Annotated in this window: 15 protein-coding genes; 7 read left to right on the top strand and 8 right to left on the bottom strand. The window is 58.6% G+C overall.

What is annotated here, in order from left to right; genetic code table 11:
• Positions 1 to 20: 20 nt before the first annotated feature.
• The 3 genes from ETAA8_RS05660 to ETAA8_RS05670 all read left to right on the top strand — a co-directional run bounded on the left by ETAA8_RS05660 (position 21) and on the right by ETAA8_RS05670 (position 5,698).
• Positions 21 to 1,433 carry a DUF1501 domain-containing protein gene (locus tag ETAA8_RS05660; protein ID WP_238397683.1) on the top strand — a complete coding sequence of 471 codons (1,413 nt, stop codon included), beginning with the start codon at positions 21 to 23 and terminating at the stop codon, positions 1,431 to 1,433.
• 234 nt (positions 1,434 to 1,667) lie between these two features.
• Positions 1,668 to 4,838, top strand: a complete 3,171-nt coding sequence (locus ETAA8_RS05665) for a valine--tRNA ligase (RefSeq protein WP_145086132.1) — start codon at positions 1,668 to 1,670, stop codon at positions 4,836 to 4,838.
• Positions 4,839 to 4,861: 23 nt separating this feature from the next.
• Entirely contained in the window at positions 4,862 to 5,698 is an 837-nt protein-coding gene (locus tag ETAA8_RS05670; RefSeq protein ID WP_145086135.1) for a DUF2262 domain-containing protein, read from the top strand.
• 263 nt (positions 5,699 to 5,961) lie between these two features.
• On the opposite strand, the gene ETAA8_RS05675 is transcribed toward ETAA8_RS05670, so the two are convergent.
• From ETAA8_RS05675 to ETAA8_RS05695, 5 genes are all read right to left on the bottom strand, one after another.
• Positions 5,962 to 6,318, bottom strand: a complete 357-nt coding sequence (locus tag ETAA8_RS05675; protein ID WP_145086138.1) for a DUF3467 domain-containing protein — start codon at positions 6,316 to 6,318, stop codon at positions 5,962 to 5,964.
• 246 nt (positions 6,319 to 6,564) lie between these two features.
• The gene (locus tag ETAA8_RS05680) at positions 6,565 to 8,811 is read right to left on the bottom strand and encodes a biotin/lipoyl-binding protein (RefSeq protein ID WP_202921581.1); all 2,247 of its coding nucleotides are present in this window, start codon (positions 8,809 to 8,811) and stop codon (positions 6,565 to 6,567) included.
• A 66-nt stretch (positions 8,812 to 8,877) separates the two neighbouring features.
• A complete protein-coding gene (locus tag ETAA8_RS05685; protein WP_202921582.1) occupies positions 8,878 to 10,419 on the bottom strand; it encodes an efflux RND transporter periplasmic adaptor subunit in 1,542 nt (513 codons plus the stop codon).
• A gap of 100 nt (positions 10,420 to 10,519) precedes the next feature.
• Entirely contained in the window at positions 10,520 to 12,562 is a 2,043-nt protein-coding gene (locus ETAA8_RS05690) for a GAF domain-containing protein (RefSeq protein WP_202921583.1), read from the bottom strand.
• Positions 12,563 to 13,103: 541 nt separating this feature from the next.
• A complete protein-coding gene (locus tag ETAA8_RS05695; RefSeq protein ID WP_145086148.1) occupies positions 13,104 to 15,077 on the bottom strand; it encodes a preprotein translocase subunit SecA in 1,974 nt (657 codons plus the stop codon).
• 590 nt (positions 15,078 to 15,667) lie between these two features.
• On the opposite strand from ETAA8_RS05695, the gene ETAA8_RS05700 reads away from it, so the two are divergent.
• The gene (locus tag ETAA8_RS05700) at positions 15,668 to 16,963 is read left to right on the top strand and encodes a BBP7 family outer membrane beta-barrel protein (RefSeq protein ID WP_145086151.1); all 1,296 of its coding nucleotides are present in this window, start codon (positions 15,668 to 15,670) and stop codon (positions 16,961 to 16,963) included.
• A gap of 86 nt (positions 16,964 to 17,049) precedes the next feature.
• Here ETAA8_RS05700 and tsf read toward each other — a convergent pair whose 3' ends face one another.
• The 3 genes from tsf to ETAA8_RS05715 all read right to left on the bottom strand — a co-directional run bounded on the left by tsf (position 17,050) and on the right by ETAA8_RS05715 (position 21,590).
• Positions 17,050 to 17,883: a translation elongation factor Ts gene (tsf, locus tag ETAA8_RS05705; RefSeq protein ID WP_145086154.1), complete on the bottom strand. Its 834-nt coding sequence runs from the start codon at positions 17,881 to 17,883 to the stop codon at positions 17,050 to 17,052.
• A gap of 354 nt (positions 17,884 to 18,237) precedes the next feature.
• The gene (rpsB, locus tag ETAA8_RS05710) at positions 18,238 to 19,011 is read right to left on the bottom strand and encodes a 30S ribosomal protein S2 (protein WP_145086156.1); all 774 of its coding nucleotides are present in this window, start codon (positions 19,009 to 19,011) and stop codon (positions 18,238 to 18,240) included.
• A gap of 458 nt (positions 19,012 to 19,469) precedes the next feature.
• Complete coding sequence (locus ETAA8_RS05715) at positions 19,470 to 21,590, bottom strand: right-handed parallel beta-helix repeat-containing protein (protein WP_202921584.1); 2,121 nt, start codon at positions 21,588 to 21,590, stop codon at positions 19,470 to 19,472.
• A 411-nt stretch (positions 21,591 to 22,001) separates the two neighbouring features.
• Between ETAA8_RS05715 and ETAA8_RS05720 the strand changes: the two genes are divergently transcribed.
• The 3 genes from ETAA8_RS05720 to ETAA8_RS05730 all read left to right on the top strand — a co-directional run bounded on the left by ETAA8_RS05720 (position 22,002) and on the right by ETAA8_RS05730 (position 24,439).
• Entirely contained in the window at positions 22,002 to 22,280 is a 279-nt protein-coding gene (locus tag ETAA8_RS05720; protein ID WP_145086162.1) for a hypothetical protein, read from the top strand.
• 207 nt (positions 22,281 to 22,487) lie between these two features.
• Positions 22,488 to 23,471, top strand: a complete 984-nt coding sequence (locus tag ETAA8_RS05725) for an ABC transporter ATP-binding protein (RefSeq protein WP_238397684.1) — start codon at positions 22,488 to 22,490, stop codon at positions 23,469 to 23,471.
• Positions 23,468 to 24,439, top strand: a complete 972-nt coding sequence (locus ETAA8_RS05730; RefSeq protein WP_145086165.1) for an ABC transporter permease subunit — start codon at positions 23,468 to 23,470, stop codon at positions 24,437 to 24,439. Before ETAA8_RS05725 ends, ETAA8_RS05730 begins: the two co-directional genes overlap by 4 nt.
• The last annotated feature ends 84 nt before the right edge of the window (positions 24,440 to 24,523 follow it).

A 24,523-nucleotide genomic window follows, 5' to 3' on the forward strand; every position in this document is an offset into this window, starting at 1 on the left:
GGACCGATAAACGAGAGTAGATGCCTGCCCGCCTAGGAACACCTGCCATGTTCACGATCTATGGAAAGTCTCCAGCCCGCGGTTTTTGCGATGGCCTGGGTCGACGAGACTTTTTAACCGTCGGTGGCATGATGCTCGGTGGCCTGACGCTGCCGCAGATGTTGCGGGCCGAAGCCCTTTCCAGCGATGGCGCGGTGAAGCCCACCCGGTCGCACAAGGCGATCATCAACGTCTTTCTGCCCGGCGGTCCGCCCCACTTGGACATGTGGGACTTGAAGCCAGACGCCCCCAGCGAAATTCGGGGCGAGTTCAGTCCGATTCAAACCAACGTCCCGGGAATGGAGATTTGCGAACTCTTCCCGCGGCTGGCCAAGATGGCCGATAAGTTCGCCATCATTCGCTCGCTCGCCGATTGCGATGGCGGCCATGATGCGTATCAGTGCATGACCGGTCGCAAGAAAGGGGCTCAGGCTCCTGCTGGTGGCCAGCCTGCGATGGGAGCTTGGGTTTCGAAGGTCAAAGGTCCCGCGAACCAAGCGGTCCCCGCTCACGTTTCGCTGATGTACAAGACCGGCCATGCTCCCTGGGGTGACACCGGCGATGGTGGTTATCTCGGCATGGCTCACGCGCCGTTCCGCCTCGTCGGTGGTCAAGGCAACGGTATGAAGAGCGACAGCATGGTGCTCAACGGCATCACACTCGATCGCCTTCAAGACCGCCACAACCTGCGGCAATCGCTCGACGTCTATCGTCGTGAAACCGACAACCGCGGGGCCATGGGAGGCCTCGATACGTTCTCGCAGCAGGCGATTGGTATTCTCACTTCGTCGCGGATGGCCGATGCCCTCGACCTGTCGAAAGAAGATCCCGCCGTCCTCGCCCGCTATGGCGTCGATGATCCCGGATTTGAGCGCGACGGTGCTCCTCGCATGGTCCGCAACTTCTGCATTGCTCGCCGCCTAGTCGAAGCCGGCGCGCGCGTCGTCTCGATGAACTTTGTGCGTTGGGACTGGCATGGTCCGGACGGCAAGAATTTCGTCCAGGCTCGCAAAGACTTCCCGCTGCTCGATCAAGGGCTGTCGTCTCTTATCGGCGATCTGCATGAGCGGGGCATGGACCGCGATGTCTCGGTGGTTGTCTGGGGCGAATTCGGCCGCACCCCAAAAATTAACAACCAGGCTGGTCGAGATCACTGGCCACGTGTGGCAGCTGCAGTCGTCGCTGGTGGCGGCATGAAGACTGGCCAGGTCATCGGCGCGACGAACAAATATGCCGAGCATCCGACCGAACGCCCGGTCAATTTCCAGGAAGTGTTCGCCACGCTCTACAGCAAGGCTGGTCTCAACCTGAGCGCCGTGCGCGAGTTCGACCTGCGTGGTCGCCCGCACTATCTCGTCGACCCCGGCGTCGAACCAATGCGCGAGTTGGTCTAGACAAAGCGTCGCCTGTTGAACGAAGCCGTGCTTCGTTCTTGAAGCGATTGGCATGCACGAAGCACGGCTTCGTGCTACGGGCCCGCGAACTTTCTGCCGCTAATGGCTCTCCTTAGCAGGACGGGAACCGGCATGCTCGAAACTGCCCGATTCGGGTAGAATGGCGAGCCGCTCGCTGGCGACGAATCGGCGGGTTTTACCGAGCAAACGCATTTCTTTTGACTAGCAGATTTCATGTCTTCTACCTTCTCCCCCGAGTCGATTCCGAACCGCTTTGATTTTGCGGAGACGCAGTCCCGCATCTATGCCCAATGGGAGGCCAGCCGGGCGTTTCATGCCGAGCCGCCGACCGGCAAAGATCCTTCGAAGGGCCCATACAGCATCGTCATTCCGCCGCCCAATGTGACCGGGGCGTTGCACCTGGGGCACGCGCTCAATAACACCCTGCAAGACGCTCAAATCCGCATGCACCGGATGATGGGCTACAACACGCTCTGGATGCCGGGCACCGATCATGCGGGCATTGCCACGCAGGCCGTCGTGGAGAAGCGGATTCGCGAAGAGGAAAAACTCAGCCGGCACGACCTCGGGCGCGATGAACTCGTCCGCCGCATTTGGGAATGGAAAGACAAGTCCGAGAAGCGAATCCTCAGTCAGCTGAAGGGTATGGGCTGCAGCTGCGATTGGGAACGCGTCCGCTTCACGCTCGATGACCAGTGCGCGGCCGCCGTGCGCCAGACGTTCTTCAACCTTTTTAAAGACGGCAAGATCTACCGCGGCAAACGGCTGGTGAACTGGGATACGTTTCTACAAACCGCCGTCAGCGACGATGAAGTCTTTCAAGAAACGGTGAAGGGGAAGTTTTATCACTTCCGCTACGAGGTGATCGGCCCGCAGCAGGGCGAACCGAAGTTCGTGACCATCGCCACCACTCGCCCCGAGACGATGCTCGGCGATACTGCCGTTGCTGTGCATCCCGACCCAGCTCGCGCGGTCGATAAGGCCGAAGCAGAACTGCGCGAGCGGCTAGCGAAAGCGCCGGCCAAGGAACAGGAAGGAATTCAGGCGCAGATCGACAACATTGTGACTCGCCGCCAAGAACTCCTGCCGCAACTGATCACGCTGCGCGACATGGCCAAGGCAGGTCGCAAGCTGATGCTGCCACTCGTGAACCGCGAGATTCCCCTCGTGGCCGATGAATGGGCCAAGCCCGAACTGGGCACAGGCTGCGTGAAGATCACGCCGGCCCACGATCCCAACGACTATCTCGTCGGCCAGCGGCAAAAGCTGCCTATGATCAACATCCTCAAGCCCGACGGCACCCTCAACTCCGAAGCGGGACCGTATCAGGGACTGACAATTCAGAAGGCACGCATGAAGGTTGTCGCCGATCTCGATGAACTGGGCTTACTCGGCGATGTCGATGATCGCGAGATTGAACTGCCACACTCCGACCGCAGTAAGACGCCGATCGAGCCATACCTGGCCGATCAATGGTTCGTGAAGATGGACCAGCTTGCGCAGTCGGCCATGGACGCCGTGACCGATGGCCGCGTGAAGATCTTCCCTGAGCGTTATGCCAAGAGCTATCTCGATTGGCTAGGCGAAAAGCGTGACTGGCCGGTGAGCCGGCAATTGTGGTGGGGACACCGTATTCCGGTATGGACAAAGCAGTACGATCAGCTTGACGCACAAACAACAGAGTTTGCGACTGACAAGGATTCGAAGGCGAGCCCCCTCAAGTCCAATTTGCTTTTCCTTTCTGCCGAGGAAAACGCGAAGGTTCGAATCCAGCAATCTACCGATGTTTCGACGGGGGAGCGCTATCGTCACGTTTCAGTGATGCCAGGCGAACATCTGATTGAATCCAAGCTTGTCGAGAAGGGTTTTGTCCAAGACCCCGACGTTCTCGATACTTGGTTCTCGTCCGCGCTCTGGCCCCACAGCACGCTGGGTTGGCCGCAGCAGACGAAGGAACTGGAGTACTACTATCCCACGAGCACGCTGATCACGAGTCGCGACATCATCACGCTGTGGGTTGCGCGCATGGTGCTTACCGGCTTGTCGAACGTGGGTGAGATTCCGTTCCACGAGGTCTTCATTCACCCGAAGATTCTCGATGGCTACGGCGAGACGATGAGTAAGAGCAAGGGGAACGGCGTCGATCCGCTCGATGTGATCGAGAAGTTCGGAGCCGACTCGCTCCGCTTCGGCCTCGCGCAGCTCACGACCGAAACGCAAGACGTGCGCATGCCGGTGCAGTTCGAGTGCCCGCACTGCCAGTCACTCGTCGACCAGACGCTGAAGAATCGTATTCTCCCGCGAGTGGCTTGCACCAAGTGCAGCAAAGAGTTCTCGACACAGTGGGCCAATAGGCCTGAAGACATCGCGCTGCCTCGTGCACCGGTGGTCAGCGAGCGGTTCGAAGTGGCCCGCAACTTCATGAACAAGCTATGGAACGCAGCAAGATTCTCGTTGATGAATTTGAATGGATATGAGGAAGGCAGCCGGCTAAAGCCGGAACTCCAACTGGGTGAGCTGGCCATGGAAGATCGCTGGCTCATTTCGCGCCTGGCAACCGTGACCGGCGAAGTGACCAGCGCGCTACAGACGTATAAGTACGCCGACGCGACGAAGGCGCTGTACGACTTTGCCTGGGATGACTTCTGCAGTTTCTATGTCGAAATCACGAAGGCCCGGTTGCAAGACCCGGTCGCCAAACCAATCTGCCAGCGGGTACTCGCGCATACGCTCGATGTGCTGCTGCGGCTGTTGCATCCGCTGATGCCGTTCGTCACGGAAGAGATCTGGCAAAACCTCGGCAAGATCGCGCCCGTCCGCGGGCTCGACAAGCCCGAGCAGGCTGCTGCCATGTGCATCACGGCTCCCTGGCCCGAGATGAACAAGGCCCATCAAGATCCGACGACCGAAGCCCGGTTTGCGACCTTCCAGGCCGCGCTCGGCGCGCTGCGCGAGATTCGCAGCCGGCAGAACATCGCCATGAAGAGCCCGATCGAGTTCAGCGTGACCTGCTCGGCCGAAACGGCGGCACTCCTTACGCCCATGCTCCCCTACCTGCAATCGATGGCCAACGCCAAACCGATTGAAATGGGGCCCCAGGCAACGGCCCCCGCCAATCACAGCAAGGCTGCCTTGCCGGGCATGGATATCTACGTCGATCTCAAAGACTTCATCGACGTGCAGGCCGAGATTGCCAAGAACCAGCAGCTTGAACAAAAGCTGCTCGGCATCATCAAAGGCAAAGAGGCCAAGCTGAGCAACGAAAGCTTCGTCGCCCGCGCGCCGGCCAACGTGGTGCAAGTCGAACGCGAAGCGCTCGAGGCAGCGCAAACACAATTGGCCGCGGTGAAGCAGACGCTGGAAGCACTCGCGAAGATGAAATAAGCGGACACAGGCTGAAAGATTAAATGCGCGACGAAAGCCTAATTCCACTTGCCGCCATGCGAGCCATGGAAACTATTATTCGCCTTGGCGAGGCACCGGTCATCAACGTGGTCGGTGTAATCACGGGCGAGGATGTTAGCGGAATTCGGGTGAATCAGCAGGAAAAGTTAACACTGCTCTTCGCCCTCAATCCGTGGCGCGAGTGCGAAGGTCCGGTGCAATCAAGAACACTGCAGATTCGTCAGGCCGTTACCGACGAAGAGTTTAATCGACTGAGTAGTTTGTTGCGCCGTCATTCTGTAGTTCAGTTGCGTGCCCGAGTTATCGACGATCCTGAATTGGATGAGGCACAAGGTCTGCTCGAATCATTCGTCTCGACCGATGTCGCGGATGATACGCTCGGTCAATGTGCTGACGATATGCGAGTCTCCGATGCGTTCGAAGATGAACAGTTCGGCAACTTCTTCCTCGATCGAGGCGGTGATACCTTCACGGCGGATGTCGACTGGAACGGCGAGGAAATCGAGTTATCGATATCTGGCCGTCAGAGGTCCGCTTCTGCGAATGCACTCCAGCAAGCGCGGCGACTCTGGAGCAATGTGGCAGCCTGGGATGACCGAGTGCGCGACTTTGCAGCCGAAAGTCTGCTGCCAATCAAGAACTCTACCTGGCGAGGGATACATGAACCCAAACTTTCGGCAAGGGAGTTTCGCAGCCATCTCACGCTGAATAACGTGTTTGTTGCCGACGATGGAGAGTTCCTCTTTCAATTCGATGACGGGGGCATGTTTCAGGGGAACGTCATCGTGGTGCGAGGCTACATAGACCAAGGACTGCTCGAAGCAGATCTTGCTGGCTGACGTTCGATGTTCGCGATGCTCGACGCCGCTAAAGCACAATTAGCCGCGGTGAAACAGGCACTGGAAGCACTCGCGAAGATGAAGTGAGGGAAATGCAGGATTCAGAACGTAGAAGGCAGAATGAAGGCAGGAAAAACATTCTTTGGCTTCATTCTGCCTTCTGCATCCTCACTTCTGCATTGACCAACAAAGTCGGCCAGGAGTTTGACGTCCTGGCCGAGCTTATTCGGGAATCACGAGAGGACGAATCGTCCTCTCAATGACTAGCCACGGAGGCCTGGCTTGAGGCGCTTCTGGATGTCGGTCTCGAGCACGCCGAAGACGGCTTCGTGACGTTGAACCGACAGCGACAGAGCGTGCAGCAGACGCTTGGCGGTGAAGTAGTTCACGATCACGCGCTGGGTCACCGGAATCGGCTTGCTGGGAATGCCGACTGGCTGTGGGTTCAGACCGAAATCGATGATCAGTTCTTCAGGCGAACCGGTCACGCGGCAGAAGTTCGAGTACGAAGCGGTGACGTGATGATCGTCCACTTCGACCTGGACTGCTTGCTGCTGTTGAACGGGGGCGGCGGCGGCTGCTTCTGGGGCTTGGCCTTCTGCGGGATTCTCTACTGACATGCTGAAAATTCTCCTGGCCGCTGAGTGCGGCAACCGTGTGCGTGGCTTCTTCAAAGGCCACAAACCCTAACGAACGACGAGAACGGCTCGGACGGCAACATTCTGAAGGCAATGTTGCTGGAAATGTCCTGCCGATAAAGACTCAAAGTCTGCAAACACTCGGGTGCAACTTCTCAGCTGGTTTTGACGCCACTTGAGCCTCGTCGCACCCCAAATCTAGCCTATGCTTCTCCCGCAAGCGGCTGCTTACAGGTCAAAATGGAACGTCTTCGCCACGTACCGATAGACGCGGCTACTGATTGGTTGCCATCCTGTGTATATTCGCGCCTGTCCTTGCATTCCCACCTGGATGTCTCCATCCAGATCTTTCAGCGGCGCTCGCACCGGATAGGACGAACTTAACGGTCGTGTCGCGCCACTGGGGTCGGTCACTGTTTCCAGTCGCCCGCCCACGCGGCTCGACAGGGCGGGATTCACCGCCTTCATTTCGTTGGCACCGATCTCGGCAACGTACGACTCATAGGCCCGCCGCGTGTACGAATCGAGCAGCAGTCGCACCTTGTCGGGCTCAGGTCCCGAGCGAACCAGATCGATATAAGCCTGATCGACGATGAGCACTGCTTCGAGATCCTGCGGATCGCCGATCTGGCAGATCAAATCGGTCGGCATGATCGGCGCGCCTTGGTTCTTCGCTTGGAACGGATGGCCCGTCCAAGAGGCCAGCCTGTCGCGCGATTCTTCCGCCTTGGCTTCGCGGGTCGGCGGCGGAATCACAATCCCGGCTCGAGGGGCGCGAATCGTCAGGCGGTCGTACTCGCGTTGCTTGTCTTCAAACTGCTTGCGGGCCGCGGCGAGGACTTCCTCAGCCGTTTCGAGTTGGTCGACGGCAGCCGAATCAGTGAAGCGAAGCGTGTTGAGGTTTTCGCGGGCCTCTTTGGCAGCCAGGTAGCGGCCTTCAAGTCGCTTGAGTTCCAGTTCCAGATCGGGATTGTGCAGTCGTAGCAGGGGTTGATCTTTTTGCACCTTGGCACCCGGTTTGACGAATACTTCGGCAACCTGGCCCGCTTCGGCCGAAAAGACCTGGGCCGCATCGTGCGCCTGCACTTCGAACGTGCTGGTGACCGAGTACGGCAGCGGCACAAAGAAGATGGCCGCCACGACCGCAACCACCACACAGGCAGTCGCGATGACGCGTTCTTTTTTCACTTTGTGCATCCTTCCGGGTGTGTAGAAAAACTTGGCGATGCCCCAAATGGGCTGCACAACCAGGCCAAAAAAGCCTGAGAGGGCAATGAGCTGGCCGATGATCTTCAGGCCATAGGGCTCGAACACGCTGTTGAGGAAAAACAGAATCGAGAAGACCACGACCCAGCGATATAAGGCCGAGGCCACGGTGTATAAGCCAAAGATGAAGCGATTTCCCTGCGGCAAAAACGGGTTCTCGGCCTGTTCGATGCCGAGGCACAAATCGATCATGAACCGCTTCAGCACTTCCTTGGCTTTTTGCTGCAAGTTCGGAATCTCGAGCAAGTCCATCAGGATGTAGTAACCGTCGAAACGTAACAGCGGATTGCCATTGAAGACGACGGTACTGACCGAGCAGATGAACATCACACTCAGCGCCACGTGATTGAGCAAGCCCGGCGCACTGAACCACCAAATGAACGTCGCAATCGACGCGAGCACCAACTCGACGTACATTCCCGCCGCACCGATGGCTGCGCGGGCCCACTTGTTGGGCAACATCCACGAGTCGGACACGTTGCAATACAAAGCGGGCGTAAAGACCAGGAGCATCGCCCCCAGTTCGTGACATTCGCCGCCAAAGTGTTTGCACGACAGCCCGTGGCCGAACTCGTGCAGCACCTTCACCGTGCCCATCACAATCGCCAGGATGAACCAGTTCCGCGGTCCGAAGAACTCGTGGAAGGCTGGCAGTCGGGCAGTGAATTGATCGAACTGCACCACCACCAGCGATAGGGCGGCGAGGCCGATGCCCAGGTTGATGAACAGGGCGGTCCAAGTGAAGAACCACCAGGTGTATTTGTAGAGCCAGTTGAGAAACCGCTCGGGATCGACGCCGCGAAAGCGGAGCGCGAAGACATTGGCCAGCTTGCCCATGAATTCGCGATGCTTTTTTTCGTCGCGCCGCTTCTTCAGGGCTCGTCCTTGGCCGGGCGATTCGCTGATGACCAGCCCGCTACGGTGCAACATGCCGACGAACTGGAGCAAATCGGTGTACGTAATCTTTTGCGGAGCGAATTGGCTCTCGAATTGTTCTTTGATCGTCTCCAGGCTGGTGAGCCCGTCGAGCATGCACAAAATTGCATACTCTTCTTCGTGGAATCGAAAGTAGTTCAGCCCAACGGGTTCTTTGATGACCCAGAACGTCTGTCCGCGATAGCGGTGCCGCCGCGCTTGCAGGTCGGGGCGCATGCGCAGCAGCAACGGCCGAGACGTGCTGCTAACGAGGCTTTCTGCAAGGGTGGCCATGATGGAAGGGGCTAGGGACTAGGGGCTAGGGGCTAGAGACCGGAGAAGGACAACGGCACTTCAGGACTAACGAGGTGGAATGGTGTTTGGGTTGCGGCGTGGGACGGGCGGGCTGCTGGGATTAGCAACCCCTGAGATGGCCGGACGAGGCTGCGCGGGACGGGCCGGCGCGGCAGTCGATGCAGGCTGCGTTGGTGCCGGTCGTGGGGCCACGGTACTTGGTGTGGTTGTCATGGGACGTACTGCAGGAGCGGTGTTGCTGGGCGGAGCCAGGCTCGGCCGAGTCGCGGCAGGTACGGGAGCAGGTACGGGAGCAGGTGCCACCGGTGCGGGGCTTACAGCTGGGGGCGATTCTGGCCTGAGCGATTCGATCGTCGCCGGTGCAGGGGCAGGAACCAGAGCGTTTTCAGTTGTCGGTGCTTCTGCTGGGGCAGCTTCGGTGCGCGGACCAAAGGCTGGCAAAGCCGAAGCGGGAGCAGCGGCCGGGGAGGAAGCAGGTGCCACTGCTGCAGGTGCCGCTTCGAGAGTTGGCGGAGCTTCCCGTTCTGGGGCGGGAAGTTTGGCAGCGGCGATGTTGATTCGCAACTCGGCCGAAGCACCGGGTTGAATCACCCAGTGGCCATCGACAAATTGATTATCGACGTCGGCCCAAATCCGGTACTGACGATTCTGTCCCGAGCCTTCGATGATTGGGCTGGCGTAGTCGACTCGCCCTTCGAGTTCGACCTTTCGATTGCCCGGCAGATCGACAAGCACCTTCACCGGCTTACCTTCGACGTCGTTGCGGCCGCCATCGTTGGCATAGACAAAGCCTTCGACTCGCACGCGATCGAGCCGAACCAGACGCAGAACGGGATCGCCGGGCTGCACCCATTCACCCTCGTGCTTGTAGACTTCAACCACCTGGCCTTGAATGGGCGAAACGATCTTCTTCTTGCTGAGTTCGACGGTCGTGGCATCGAGTTGAGCCTGCTTCATCACGGCAGTCAAACCGGCAACGACATTGTCGGTCTTGGCGACTGCAATCTGCGCCAGTGAACGCTCCCATTGAAACTTGGCCCGGCGTACTTCCTGTGTAGAGATCGCGCCCGGATTGCGAACCTTGAGATCTTGGGCCGATTCATATTCAGCCAGTGCGACATCGCGGCCTTTTTCGGCAGCTTCGATTTCGGCCTTGCTGTTGGCTTGCTCGGTGGCTGCATCCAGCTCCCCCTGAGCGATGCGTTGCTTAGCGAGCGTATCGCGATCGTCGATTTGACCGAGAATCACATTCGCTTGCACAAGTTCGCCACCGCGAACAAAAACCTTGGTCAAACTGCCAGCATCGCGGGCCGGGACTTTCACATCGTCGATAACAGTCACCAGACCATAGGGGACCGCAATTTCGCCCTGCTGCAATTGGCGCGGGCTAGTGCTGGTTGTTGCCGTCGCAGTGTAAGGTGCCGCGGGGGCAAAATTCGGAGCTGCCGCCGGAGCAGCGGGGGCAAATGCGCCCGGTGCTGGGGCAAAGGTGCGCGGCGGAGCAGGCTGCTGAGCACCCGCTTGCACGAGCCAACCAATCGCCACCACGCCAACTGTGCCAGCCAGGTATTTGGGAATGTGTTTCACGAGTGAATCCTTTGAACTGCAGCCGCGGTTTGTACTTCGAGTTGCAGCTGGAAGTTTGTCGCCGGCTGCGAGAGTTAAGTTCCGAATAGCCGGTCGCGAATTACCAGAAGAGGAGGTTTGCTTCGACGTATTCCCAAGCTTCGTGGAAGAGCGCCCAACCGAGCACGGTATCGCCACAATCGACGTGAGCCGTGACACTCGCACCCGGACGGGCCGTTTCGATGCGCAGGTCTTTCGGATCGGTCTTCACTCGCACGCGGACCATGTGCCCCTGCTGTTCGTGTGGTTCGGCCATCCAGTGCACGTCCTGCACGGTGCCGTAGTGGCTGGTGCCGGGCTCAGTCATCAAGATGTAGTCGACCTTAACGGGCTGGCCTGGATTCTTTGCGCGGTGCTTCACCAGGTGACTCACGCGGCGTTCTGGCATGTAGAGCTCGAGTTCCCAGTCGGTGTTCTCGGCAGCCACCGTCAGCAGGACCTGGCCGGTTTCCACCGGGCGATTCATCAGCTGGCGTTTGGCATCCCAGGTGATGACGCGACCTTTGATTGGACTGCGAACGGTGAGTTTCTCCTCGCGACCGAGGAGCAAATCGTACTGCGCCTTCAAGCTGCGGATTTCGACTTCCACCGAAGATTGGTCCGCCTGATCGCGGGCCCGTTCTTGCGGCGTGGTGGGGTTGCTGGTGTTGGTCAATCGTTGACGAATGGCGTTCAGTTGTTCGTTCTTGGCCCGCAGTTCGCCGTCGACTCGTTTCATCTCCTGCTGCAATTCGTCGCTGCGGAGAACAACCAGCGTTTGACCAGCCTCGACCAGCGAGTTGTTATCGACGAGTACTTCCTGCACAACCGTCCGCTCGGGCACAAAGACGTGATTACTGACCACCGGCTGCAATGAGCCAGTCGCAGTCATGTTGAAATCCCACGGAATGATGAACAGGGCCAGCAGCACCGCCAGGACTGCGCCACCAATCGTGAGCGTCTTGGGCAGGTTGCGAGCATGGACCATTGCCTGCGAATGGCCAATGGCTTTCCAAACCGGCATCAAAAAGAGCGTGTTGTGCTCGATCGAATTCGAAAGAGCGCGGGCGCTATGTTCGAAGACCAGATCCAACCGAGGATCGAGCACCTGGCGCGGAATTTCGCTTTCGATCTGTTCGACAATCAGCACGCCGATGATTGCGCCCAAGGCTTGTGACGATTCACCGGTGGCATTCGCGACCCCCGTTTCGACCGAGCGAGGCTTCCGCAGCGGCAGCACGGTGAGTGACTTGGTGTACGAATGATCGACGTATTCTTCGAGAGCTTCTTCGATCTGCGGCGGCATGTCCTCGGTCGAACCCATGTACCACAGCGGTTCGCCCGAAGCGGCCACGCGTGTGGCGAGCGTGCCGAGCATCGTCATCACGTTCGAGCGCGAGTCGACGGTGTCTTGTCCGCTGACCGCTTCGACAAAGCACTTGCCACCCTTCTTGATGGCAACGCTCACACGATCGACACCCAGCAAGCGGCGACCTTCGTTCACTATCGTGTAACACGTGTCGCGCAGATCGAGGCTCTCGTGGACGCTGCGGGAGAATTGATCAGCTTCGCTCCAAAGCGAGTGCTTGTCGGTGAGTTGTCCCAGCTTGCGGTTTTTGAACCACTCCGCCGAGATGTCGCACATCTGCTTGAGGAAGTTCAAATAACCGCGCTGTGTGTTCGGCTGCGTATCGGGCCGCTGAAAAATCTCGATGAGCCCTTCGACGGACCCATCATGACCCAGCGGCGAAACGACCATCAACTGCCGCGTGGGATTGCCGCCGAGTCGCTCGTCGCCGGCGCTCGAGAGGGGCGGAATGAGTTGGGGTTGATTCGTGTTGACGATGTACTCGAGCAACTTTGAGTGCTTGGTTGCGTCTTCGCTCTCGGCGTCCATCAACGTCGGACTGATGTTCACCTGATAGGCGAGCGTGGGCTTCTTTCCCTCGCCCAGCACCCACACCGCGCCACCAACGGCCGCGAGGGCACCAATCACGCGCTGCAAGAACGCTGCGTAAAACTCATCCGGCGAAAGATCGCTCTTCGACAGCTGTTGAATTTCACCAACCAGCCCACGGATCTGCTGCTTGGTTTTCTCGATCGTGTCGGAGTTCAGTTGCGACATAAGATCATCGTTTCTGACGGAGGACGGCGAAGCTGACCCGAACAGACTTTGATCTGCTCGCGGGCTGAGCTTGGGGGTGAAACGAGCCATCGTGGGGGCGACGACCGCTTCAATTACCTTGCTCGTTGTTCAATTCAATGTAAGTGGGGGCAACCGCAGGCTCAATGTTCTTGACGTCGTTGTCCGCAAACCGAAACCAAATGTTCGCTGACCTTAACGTCCATGCCACTTGTAACGATTAGTTAACATTCACCACCCCATTTGCCTAAACGGCCGAAAACTCCCGCGGAGAGACTTTTCTGACAGCTCAAACAGGGGGCGGATGCGTATTTGCAAAACCTGTGCCCCGAACGAGGCGGCAGGCCTGTAGTCTATCAACCGGATCGTAAATTCCTTACGACAGTTACCAATCCGCGGCAGGTGATGAGCAGTTGCGCGAACGGTAACTGACGTAATTGCTGCAGCGATGTTGCCACCGTCGCAGCCTGATGTCTGTGGGCACCGCGGCGTTGCGTCGCGGCAACGGAGCGGATCGAGGGAACTAGTCGGGCGTATCCAAGTAAGGGTCCTGCCCCATTTCCTGCTGCATCTTTTTCCGTTCCTTCTCGTGGAACAGCAGGACGAACCGATCGCGCAAGTGACGCCGTTCGACTTTTCGCTGAGCGCGTTGCAACAGGCTCAGATACTTCTGCGGATTGGCGGAATCTTGCTCGCCCACTTTGGTCATTTTCTCGGCGGTCTGCGGGCCGAAGCCGGTACGCAGTACGTCGTCGTCGAGAGACATATATTGCTGCACCGTGCCGGGATCGCCTTGCCGACCACAGCGCCCCATCAGCTGGCGGTCGATCCGGGCCGAGTCGTGCAATTCGGTGCAAATGACATGCAGGCCGCCGAGGTCTTTCACCGGCTGCTGCAGTTTGATGTCGGTACCGCGGCCGGCCATGTTCGTGGCAACCGTTACTTTTCCCTCTTCACCGGCCCGTGCGACGATCTCGGCTTCGGTTGCCACTTCGTGCGCGTTGAGCACCTGGTGAGGAATTCCTTTTTCCGTCAGCAGCTTCGAGAGAATGACCGACTTATCGATCGACCGCGTACCAATCAGCACCGGCCGGCGTTTGATGTGTGCTTCACGTACATCTTCGACAATGGCCCGCCATTTTTGATCGGCCGTTCCATATACGCGGTCGGGCAAGCGTTTTCGCTGTACTGGACGATTGGTCGGCACGGGAATGACCCGCATCTTGTAGACCTTCTTGAACTCGCGCGCTGCAGATGAAGCAGTGCCGGTCATGCCGGCCAGGTGCTTGTAGCGCAGAAACAGATCTTGAATCGTGATGCGGGCGGCCTGACCCGTCGGCACGCTGACGTCGATCCGTTCCTGGGCTTCAATCGCCTGATGAATACCGTCCCGCCATTTGCGTCCTTCAGCCAAACGACCCGTGTTTTCATCGACGATGACGATTTCGCCTTCTTTCACCACGTAGTGGCGATCGAGCAGAAAGTCTCGCTTGCACTTGATGGCGCGTTCGACGTATTGATACAGGTCGATCAGCCCCACGCCGCGGAGAATCTCGGGCTTGGGCATCGACCGAACCAATTGGCGACCTTCGGTCGAAAGTTCGATCTTTTTCTCGTCGTGTTCATATTCGTAGTGCTCTTCCTCAAGGAACTGCGGCACCACTTCCGCAGCCCAGCGATAGAGCGTGACGATCCGTTCGATGGCTTTTTCGCCGAGCGAACCAATGATGAGCGGCGTTCTGGCTTCGTCGATCAAGATACTGTCGGCCTCGTCGACCAGGCAGAAGTGATGCTCCCGCTGAACGGGCATTTCGCCACCCATTTCCATGCGGGCTGACGTGAGCTGATTGAGCAAGTTCGACTGGGCCATGCCCATTCGCCGCAGCAGCAGGCGGTCGCGGAGAAAGTCGAAGCCGAATTCTTTTGCAGTGCCGTACGTGATGTCGCAGGCATAGGCTTTTCGCCGCGTGTCTTGCGTATCGGGCGTGAGGACGATGCCGGTCGACATTCCCAGCACCTCATAGACCGGACGCATCATGGCGGCATCGCGCTCGGCCAGATAGTCGTTGACCGTGGCAACATGCGAGCCCTTACCAATCAGGGCGTGTAAGTAAGTGGGCAGGGTCGCTGTCAGCGTTTTCCCTTCGCCCGTTTCCATTTCGGCAATGCAGCCATAAAAGAGGGCCATGCCGCCGATCATTTGCACGTCGTAGTGCCGCTGTTGAATGGCTCGCTTGGCCGCTTCCCGCACCAGGGCATAGCCCTCGGGAACCAGGCTCGCTAACGGTTCACCTGCTTTGGCGCGATAACGGAGCGCGAGACTTCGCTTGCGCAGGTCGCGCGGCTCTTCGGCCGCTAGCATCGGCTCGAAGGCATTAATCTGCTGCAGCTGCGACCCCCACTGTGCCAGCCGTCGCTGAATGGGCCCACCCAGCCACGACAGCATCTTGGCCTGCCAGCCCTGGGGGATGCCGTTGACGGATGTAGTGGAACTCATTGGCTGTCGCAGAGTGATTAGGCGGTGGTGAGGCTACGAGCCCGGAGCTATCCGAATCAAGGAGTTGGCAACTCTAGGCCCAAACTCACGCCCAGGCCGCAAATCGCGCCAGCGCATTCGGAATTTTTCGCTGCGGATTCATGAAAGGCAATCGTTACCTTCATTACTCCACGACTGACAGCATCCAAAGTGGCGGACATTTAGGCGGGCCTAGCACTAAGCACGCCCCGCGCCAACTGCCTTCCAGTCAACAAAAATGTTCCCCCACAAGTGGTTTACTCGCTTGTTTTACGCAGCTAAGTCGGCCCGGGTTCGAGATTTAGTGCCAGAAATGAATTCCGCCGCTAGCAAACGCACATCTCGCATTTCCGGCACTTTTTGCTCAATCGATACAACTTGCCAGACCGAAAATCTCTCGGGAGCGTATTGTGCGCTGCCGTATTGGCATGAGTTGACATCCCGAGACTCGCTGAATCGACAGGGCAATCTGCGTCGAGTTTGACGCGCAGTCAAACTTGTCTGGATTGTCCGGCTGTAGGGGTCGATTCGATGGTAGCGATTAGCTGCAATTCCCAGGAACGAGACTGTCTATGAAGACGAACCTTCGCCTCGTCGGGGCCCTTGGGGTTCTGATCTTGCTCGCCGCGACTCACGTCTCGGCTCAAGAAGTTCGCCAGGCGCTGGCCGACACCTTGGATGTCGTGCGCCAAGCTACCTGGCTGAACGATGCCGACGGCAGTTACAACCCGTGTCCCGCTGAAGACACTTGGTGTGGCGACAATTCATGTGGCATGTGCAACCAGTGTTGCCGCCCACTCAATATGTGGGCTCAAGTTGAATATCTGATGTGGTGGGGCAAGGGTTCGCACTTGCCGCCCCTCGTTACCACCAGCACCGATCCAAACGTGGCTCGCGAAGAAGCCGGCGTCCTGGGCTTTCCTACGACCCGCATCCTGTTCGGCGATGAACTGGCCGGCGACGAGATTCAATATGGCGGCCGCGCCAGCCTCGGCATCTGGCTCGACCCGGCTCACGACGTGGGCTTGGGTGTGCGTGTCTATGGTCTTGAAGGCGACAACGCCACGTTCGATGCTGCCTCGACCGGCGACCCGGTTCTGGCTCGGCCGTTCTACAACGCCCTGCTGCTGCAAGAAGACGCCGTGCTGATTGCTTACGTCGATCCCATTGATGGCCCGATCGTCGAAGGGAACATTCAAGCCAACTACAAGACTTCGTTTGTCGCCACCGACGTCTACACCCGCATCATGATGGAGCGCGACCAGATTAACCGCGTCGACTTGATCGGCGGTTACTCTTACTTCCGCTTGGCCGACGCCTTGCGAATCCGCAGCTTTCACACCGCCCGCGAACCACTCGTCGATGGCACCACCTTCGACATCGTCGATAACTTCAGCACGTCGAACATCTTCCACGGCGGTATGCTCGGTCTGCAAGGGACCCGTGCTCGCGGTCGCTGGTCGGCCGACTGGATGACGAAGGTCTCACTTGGTTCTGCTCGACAACGCGTTCGCATCGACGGTAGCACCGTAGTGACGCCATTCATGGGTGCACCGGTAAACCTGCCCGGGGGCCTGCTGGCTCAACAAACCAACATCGGCACTTACAACAACAGTCAAACGCTGGCCGTACCCGAACTAAACGTCAACCTCAACTATCACTTCAACTCGAACGTGAGCGTCGGGGTTGGTTACAGTGCCATTTGGATCTCGTCGGTTATCACGACCGGACCCGAAATCGATCGCCAGGTAAACCTGTCGCAGTTGACTGGCCCACTCATCGGCCCCGCTCGTCCTCTGTTCCCCGGCTTCATCCAGGACGACTACTGGTTGATGGGCCTGAACTTCTCACTGCGAGCCGAATACTAAATCTCCCGAATGAACCAAAAACGAAAACAGGGCACGCTCATCACGTGCCCTGTACTACCTCTTGCTTAAGCAATCGACTGGCGAAATTACTCGCGGCCCAGTTCCCAGTGCAGGAACTTCTTGATCTTCATGCCAGCTGCTTCGGCGAACTTGCTGACGGTCAGGCTCGGTTCCTTGACGAAGGGCTGCTCGAGCAGGGCCTTCTCGGCGTAGAAGTTACGCAACCGGCCTTCGACCATCTTGTCGACGATATTGGCGGGCTTGCCTTCCTTCAGTGCGGCTTCCTTCAGGATTTCGCGTTCCTTGTCGACCAGCGCGGGGTCGATTTCTTCCTTGTTCAGCGCCAGCGGACGCATGGCGGCCACGTGCATCGCCACGTCCTTGGCAGCTTCGTTCGTGCCACCTTCCACCAGCAACAACACACCGGAGACGGTGCCGCTGTTGTGGCTGTAGGCGCCAGTGCCACCATCGAACCGCATGAGGCGGCCGACGTTGAACACTTCACGAATCCGGTTGAACATGTCGTCCTTCACGTCCCGCAGCGTCTTGCCGGGCTTGCTGGGCGAAGGCTGATCGAGCAGTTCGTCAGCGGTCTTCGCGCCGGGTCCGGTGGCGAGCGCTTGAGCCAAGTCATTGGCCAACTGGATGAACTCGGCGCTGTTGGCGACTGGAGCGCTTTCGCACTTCAGTTCGACGACGGCACCCGACGACTTGTCGACACCATGATAGATGCCAAAGCGGCCGAAGGCCGTTTCGCGATCGCCGCGCTTGCCTTGCAGGGCCACACCGTTCTTACGCAGCGTTTCCTTCGCCTTTTCCTTGTCGCCGCCGGCTTCGGTCAATGCCTTCTTGCAGTCCATCATGGGGAGGCCGGTCTCATCGCGCAATTCGCGGACCAGGGTGGCGGTGATTTCTGCCATGGTCGTTTCTCCTGAGTATTACTTTTGAAATGTCGGTGTTGAGTTGGGAATGAGCTACTGTCTTTATCCCCTCTCCTCTGTACTCAGGGGAGAGGGTTAGGGTGAGGGGCTGAAGTAGGTACTAAGTCAGCCACCTAGCAAAGACATGAATGGTTCGTCGGGGGTTCATGAGAGCCGAGTCCCAACAGCTACTGCCCCTCACCCCGAAATACCGCGGCAACCAGGTTCAAGCTGCCGCGAACGTCGTAGTGTGGGCGTTAGCCCACATGTAGTTTGGTAGTTTAGACCGCAGTCCACATCTCCTCACATAACGTGGGCTAAAACCCACGCTACGAAGACGTTGCTAAGCAGCTACTAAGCGTTGCCATCCTTCGCGGCAGCGGCAGCAGCGGCTGCGTTCACTGGCTCAGGCTTGGCATCTTTATCCTTGCCCTTGGCAGCGGCAGCAGCTTGCGAACCGATGAGGATCGCTTCGGCCAGGTGACGCATGATCAGTTCGACGCTGCGGATACCGTCGTCGTTGCCTGGAATTGGCAGATCGACCACGTCCGGATCGCAATCGGTATCGATCAGCGCGACGGTGGTGATGCCCAGCGAGCGAGCTTCCTTGATGCAGTTCTTTTCCTTGTTCGGGTCGACGACCACGAGGCATTCCGGCATACGGTTGAGCGTGCGGATACCGTTCAAGTTGCGGTACATCTTGCGATATTCGCGTGACAGCGACGATTGCATCTTCTTGCTGTACGTCTGCAGTTCTTCGCCAGCGCGAATCTTCTCGACTTGTTCCAGGCGGGTCAACCGGCTGCGAACGGTGCGGAAGTTGGTCAAGCAGCCACCGAGCCAGCGTTCGCTGACGAACGGCATATGGCAGCGAAGCGACTCACGCTCAACAGCCGGACCAGCTTGACGCTTGGTGCCGACGAACAGAATCAAGCTCCCTTGCGAGGCAACCTGAGCCAAATACTTCTTGGCTCGCAACAGACCGCGAACGGTTTCGCGGATGTCGATAATGTGAATGCCGTTTTTACGGGCATAGATGTAAGGTGCCATCTTGGGATTCCACCGGCTAGCCCGGTGACCAAAATGCACGCCTGCTTCAATCAATTCCTGGACGAGGGTATCGCTCACGAACCAAGCTCCTAGTTGGCTGTTATCGGGACATGGCACAAGTGCCACAGGAACCGCCGAAACGGTACCTTCGCCCTGTTTCACTGAACCCGACAGGCCAGGAAACAAACAGCGGGGAAAAACTACTGATCGGCCGCACGGGTCACACGACCCACATTCAGCCAGAAAGCGCCAGTTATAACGCCCTCTCACCCCGCAAATCCGGGGATGGACCGAAACGAATCGCTCATCTTACCAGCGCTGCCGAAACGGTCAAGGCGAAGTGCTGGCTAGTCGGCGATCCTGTGATGACGGTGCCTGGGTCCGGAATCCGCACCCCAATTCGCACCTAAACGTCCAACATACACCCCCATTGTTGGACACTCACCCCCAGCCAAACCCGAGAGTTACGTCACCTGCTGTCCAATAATTGACCCGATTGTTGGACACCCCCTTTTTGCGGTTTGCGAAATTGGTGCTCAATCATTCAGCGGCAGACTCGCGCTGATGCTGCGGCCCACGCGGCTGCGGACGTAGGTGCGGTCAAGCGTGTTGACGACGCCGTCGCCGTTGATGTCGGCATTATTATTCACGCCGGTGCGGCCGAAGTTGGCATTCACGTTATTGACGTCGGTGTTGTTCACCGTGCGGTTGCCGTCGGTATCGCCGAACAGGCGATAGAACTGCTGGGCGGTTTCCTGCACCCGGTCGCCATCGGTATCGACGCGCACGCGGTAATAGCCGTCACCGACCGCCGAGTTCCGATTGCCGCCGATCCCTTGCGCGCCGAAGTCGAGCACCACTCGATTGCCGACTACTCTCGCCTTGTTCGCGAGGCTGACGTTCACACCCGCGGTGCCGGTAGTGCTAAAGCGAGTCAGCGACAACCGACCTTGGCTCACGATATCCGCCAGACCATCGGCGCTTTCGAAGACGACATCGACATAACGGACATACGACCGCTGCTGGGCCCCTTGTTGCACGTCGATGCCGACGACTTCATTCACATTCTGGACCGTGATGGTGAACGTCTCGTCGTACGACAGGCCGCCGCTATCGGTCGCGCGAATCACAACCTGCCGACTACTCGCGGCTTCAAAATCAATTGCGCCGGACACGACCAGCTTGTTCCCACTGATGGCGAACTGCCCGCCCGCATTCTGCACCAGCGTGAAGGTATGCGTCTGCCCCGCGTTCGGATCGGTCGCTGTCAGCAGGCCCACGACCGTGCCACTCGCCACGTTCTCTTTCACACTCGCGGCACTCAGCGCGATGTCCGTCGGTGCGCTGTTGATTGGCGGTGGAGGGGGCGGTGGCGGATTTGTTGTTCCCGTGTACTCATACGCGCCGATATCCCACGCCCCACCTTGCGGCCGCGCGTTACCGGCCAAATCGACCGCTGGAGCAAACTGCGAGGTTCCCGCATTGATGGCTGGACCGCCGGCGAGGAGATGAAAGTCGAACGCAGCCGGATTTACAAACACCTGAGTCGGCGTGGCGACGATCGAGTGCTGATCTTGGCCCGACGAAGCCCGCCACTGCGCGAGCGTTTGAATGGAATCGCCACCGTTCGTCGTGAAGCGATTCATGATCACGTTGTAATCGCTCGTGAATCCCGCCATGCTGTTCGCGCTGATATCGATTGAGCCGCGATAGGAGTGGTAGTTGTAGAACACGTTGTTCCGGACCGTATTGCCCGTACTGCCGTCTTGAATATTCAGCGCCCAGCGCCCGGTGGCACTCACGATGACCGTGTTGTTGACGATCGTGTTGTTCGACGACCCCGCGCCGCCATCAATCCGATAGAGCGAAATACCGCTGGCCTTGGAATCGTAAATCAGATTGTTGCGGAATGTGGAACTCTGCACGCCGTCGCCATTGATGCCCGAGCCACCACCACCGCCGTTGCCATAAATGGTGTTCCCTTCCACAATTGCACCGCTGATGATCCCGTCGCCACCTTGCGACAAATCACCATTCATGTGAATGCCGTTCGCGCGATTGCCCCAGATAGTGTTGTTTCGAATGATCGGGCGGTCGCCGCTGTTCGAGACATAAATGCCGTGCTCGGCGACCGAACGGCTGGCGACGTTGTTCTCAATCAAAATGTCATCGCTGAAGCCGGTGAGAATCCCCCAGCGGCCGTTGCTGTCCAGCTTGTTGTTCCGCAGGATCACATGATGATTGGTCACCGAGCGGATGCCGGTGCGCGGCATATTGTTGACCGTGAAGCCATCGATCGTCACATAGTCCGCGCCTTCGAGATTGATGCCGTCGGGCGTCATGGCGTTTCGCGAAGTGATGTTCACGCCCGCCTCGGCTTGAAACACAATCCGCGCCGAAGCAGTGCCATCGCGGCGCAATTCGAAGCCCGTGTAATTCCCCGCGCGCACGATTACGGTATCGCCGGCGTTCACTACATTCGCCGCTTTTTGCAGCGAGCTCCACGGCGTCGCAGCGGAACCGTTGTTCGTATCGCTGCCGGCATTGGAAACGTAAAACGTCGCCAGCGCGAGGCGAGCCTCGAGTTGCTCCAGACGTAAACGACGCCCGGTAAGAAGCCCGGCACGAGAACCGGTGCGAAAAGCAGTTGGCAACATGGCCACACTCCTTCGTGGTGAGCAGAGATAGTTCCGAATGGGCCACGCCGAATGATTCGGAATCGCGGCAGATGAGTTATGGGAACTATACCTTAGAAAGTCGATTTCGCCCGGCGTTTTGTGGGAAATACGTGAAGTTCGATCGCTAGCCAACTGCTGAAATGACTGCTGTTTCTCCCGTACTGAAAACATCAGCCATCGTTGACCAATTCGCCCGGCCCCTTTTCGCCTAATTTGAGTGGAGCGGTCGCGGTGTGACCCTCTGCTCCACAATTTGCGGTTCTTACATTTTCGCCACTTCCATTTCATCGGCGAAAAAATGCGAACCAATCCCCGTCGAATTCAGTCCTGCCAAGAAGAATCCATCGATCTGCCGGACAATCACCTTTGCCACACTGGGACGAACAACCGATGGCGCAGTGGGCCCATCAGTATTCGGGACTCTCTCATCATTCGAAAGTGCGTGATCGCGAAGCAGTCTTGCGACACGCCATCGCTGTCTACCGCACACTGCTAACGGACGAACAGCGGGAAACACGAGCCAAAAACGTGCTGCGCTTGGCCGATCGCCCGCGAATTGTGCGGATTCGACTGCTAAAGGCCACTGGTCGGCAAACCGAGCAACAACTCGCGGAAATTGGCGGAGTAACGGCTATTCTCACCGAGTTTGGGGCCGGCGACATCTCTTGAGCTTGCGCGCGTCGATTCAGGCAGTGATAGCACTTCCCCTCCCAATCGTTAATTGGGTGCCCGTTTTGCGGTTCTGGCCGAAGACGGGCAATTGCCAGCGAGCGGGGTGCCGCCAACAATGAGGGGCTGCCCGCGATACTCGGCTGAAGTTGCGACTCAGGCGAAACCCAGAGACGAAACTGAGCCCCGCGGTGCCAGGTACAGTTGGTGACGCACGCCCCTTTGCCCGAGATCCCCGCAGTGAAACCTTTTGTCGAGACCCACGAGCTGACCAAGATCTATGGTCCGCTGCGAGCCCTCGATGGTTGCACACTGTCCGTGGGCAAAGGCGAGGTCTTTGGCCTGCTGGGGCCCAATGGAGCCGGCAAAACGACTCTCTTGCGGCTGCTGCTTGGGTTTCTGCAGCCCAGTGCCGGGCACGCGACGATTGCGGGACTCGACTGTCGGCGGCAATCGGTGGCGGTGCGGCGGCAGGTAGCCTATCTGCCCGCCGAAGCGGCTCTCTTCCCGCAGATGCGCGGTCGCGAAGTGCTGCGGTTCTTTGCCGAGATCCGTGGCAACACCATCGACGCCTCGCTGACGATTGCCGAGCGTCTGGAACTCGATCTCAAGCGGAGTGTTGGTTTCATGTCGACCGGCATGAAACAAAAGCTGGCCCTCGCCGCGACGCTGGGGGCCGATGTGCCCATGTATATTCTCGACGAACCGACCGCGAACCTCGATCCTTCCGTCCGTTCTTCGGTCTTGGCGCTCGTGGCCGAAGCCCGCGACCGCGGCGCGACGGTCATGTTCTCGTCGCACGTGCTGGCCGAAGTAGAAGAAGTTTGCCAGCGGGTTGTGATCTTGCGCAGCGGACAACTCGTGCATACGCAAGTGCTGCAAGAGTTGCGGTCGCAGCACCGTATTTTGGCCTGGCTGAATGGTCCGCTGCCGCCGGTTCCGCACGAGCTGTCGCGCGACGATTGCCGCGTCTCTCAACAGGGAGACCTGGCAACGATTGAATCGGACGGTGACTTGCAGCCGTTGCTCGGTTGGCTCGCTAGCCTGCCGCTCCGCGATATTCGCATCGAGCCCGTGGGGCTGCGAACCATCTACGAACGTTTTCATCGCTCGGAGCCGGCGACCGCCATTACTCCTTCGCCCGAGGCAAGCGACGCGCACAAGCCGCTGGAATATGAGGCCCTGCGATGAATCGCATCTTGCTCCGCAAGTGCCTTGCCGAAGTGCAGCTGCTGTTCATTGCCTGCGCGCTTCTGTTGTTTACGTTCTGCTGGGTCCGCGTCTTCATTGTGGCCAGCCTGGAAACGAGCGCGTTCGCCTCGATCATCGACAAGCTGTGGGAAAACTGGGGCCGGTTCTCACCGGTGCCGCTCAGTCAATTACTCTCCTACAGCGGACGGGTCGCCATTGCCTATGACGAACCCGTCGTTGTCTTCTGTATTGCAATCTTCGCCATCGCGCGCGGTTCCGCCGCCGTGAGTGGTGAACTGGGCCGCGGCACGATGGAAATGCTGCTCGCGCAGCCAATCAGCCGAATGCAAGTTTTGTATTCGCAGGCCGCGGTGACGGTGTCTTGCCTGGCGCTGCTCTGCATCCTCTCGTGGCTGGGAACATGGAGCGGCATTCACACGGCCGAAGTAACCGAGCAGGCTCCGGCGAAGTCGATTTCGATTCCGCTACTCGACGTGCGCATTCCCATTCCGTTTGGCCCGCGCGAGAAGATCAAGATTCCGATGCGCGAGCGCGTGACGGCGAGCAACTTTGCTCCCGGAGCGCTCAATTTGTTTTGCCTGGGCTTTTGTGTGGCGGGCGTGACTACTCTCGCCTCCGCCTGCGACCGCTATCGCTGGCGGACGATTGGCATTGTCTCGTGCCTGTTCGTGCTGCAGATGATCTTCAAAGTTCTGGGGCGCGCGTTCGATAGTACCAGCTTCTTTGAATGGATCACCATCTTTGGAGCCTACGAACCGCAGCGACTCGTTTATATCGCCGTCGACTTGCCGCAGTACAACTGGGCCCTCTCGCTCCCTTCGATCGATGGCCGCCCTGCAATGACTGGCCCGCTGACCTATTACATCACGCTGGTCACGATCGGCACACTCGGCTACCTGGCTGCGGGCGTGGTGTTTCATCGTCGCGATTTGCCGGCACCGCTATAGGTCCCAACGGATCGTGCGGACGGTTTCGCGGGCTTTCCGAGCTACCACGAAAGTGGATAATAGCCCGCTTGTGAATTCGCCGCG

This window comes from Anatilimnocola aggregata (assembly GCF_007747655.1).
GTDB lineage: Bacteria > Planctomycetota > Planctomycetia > Pirellulales > Pirellulaceae > Anatilimnocola > Anatilimnocola aggregata.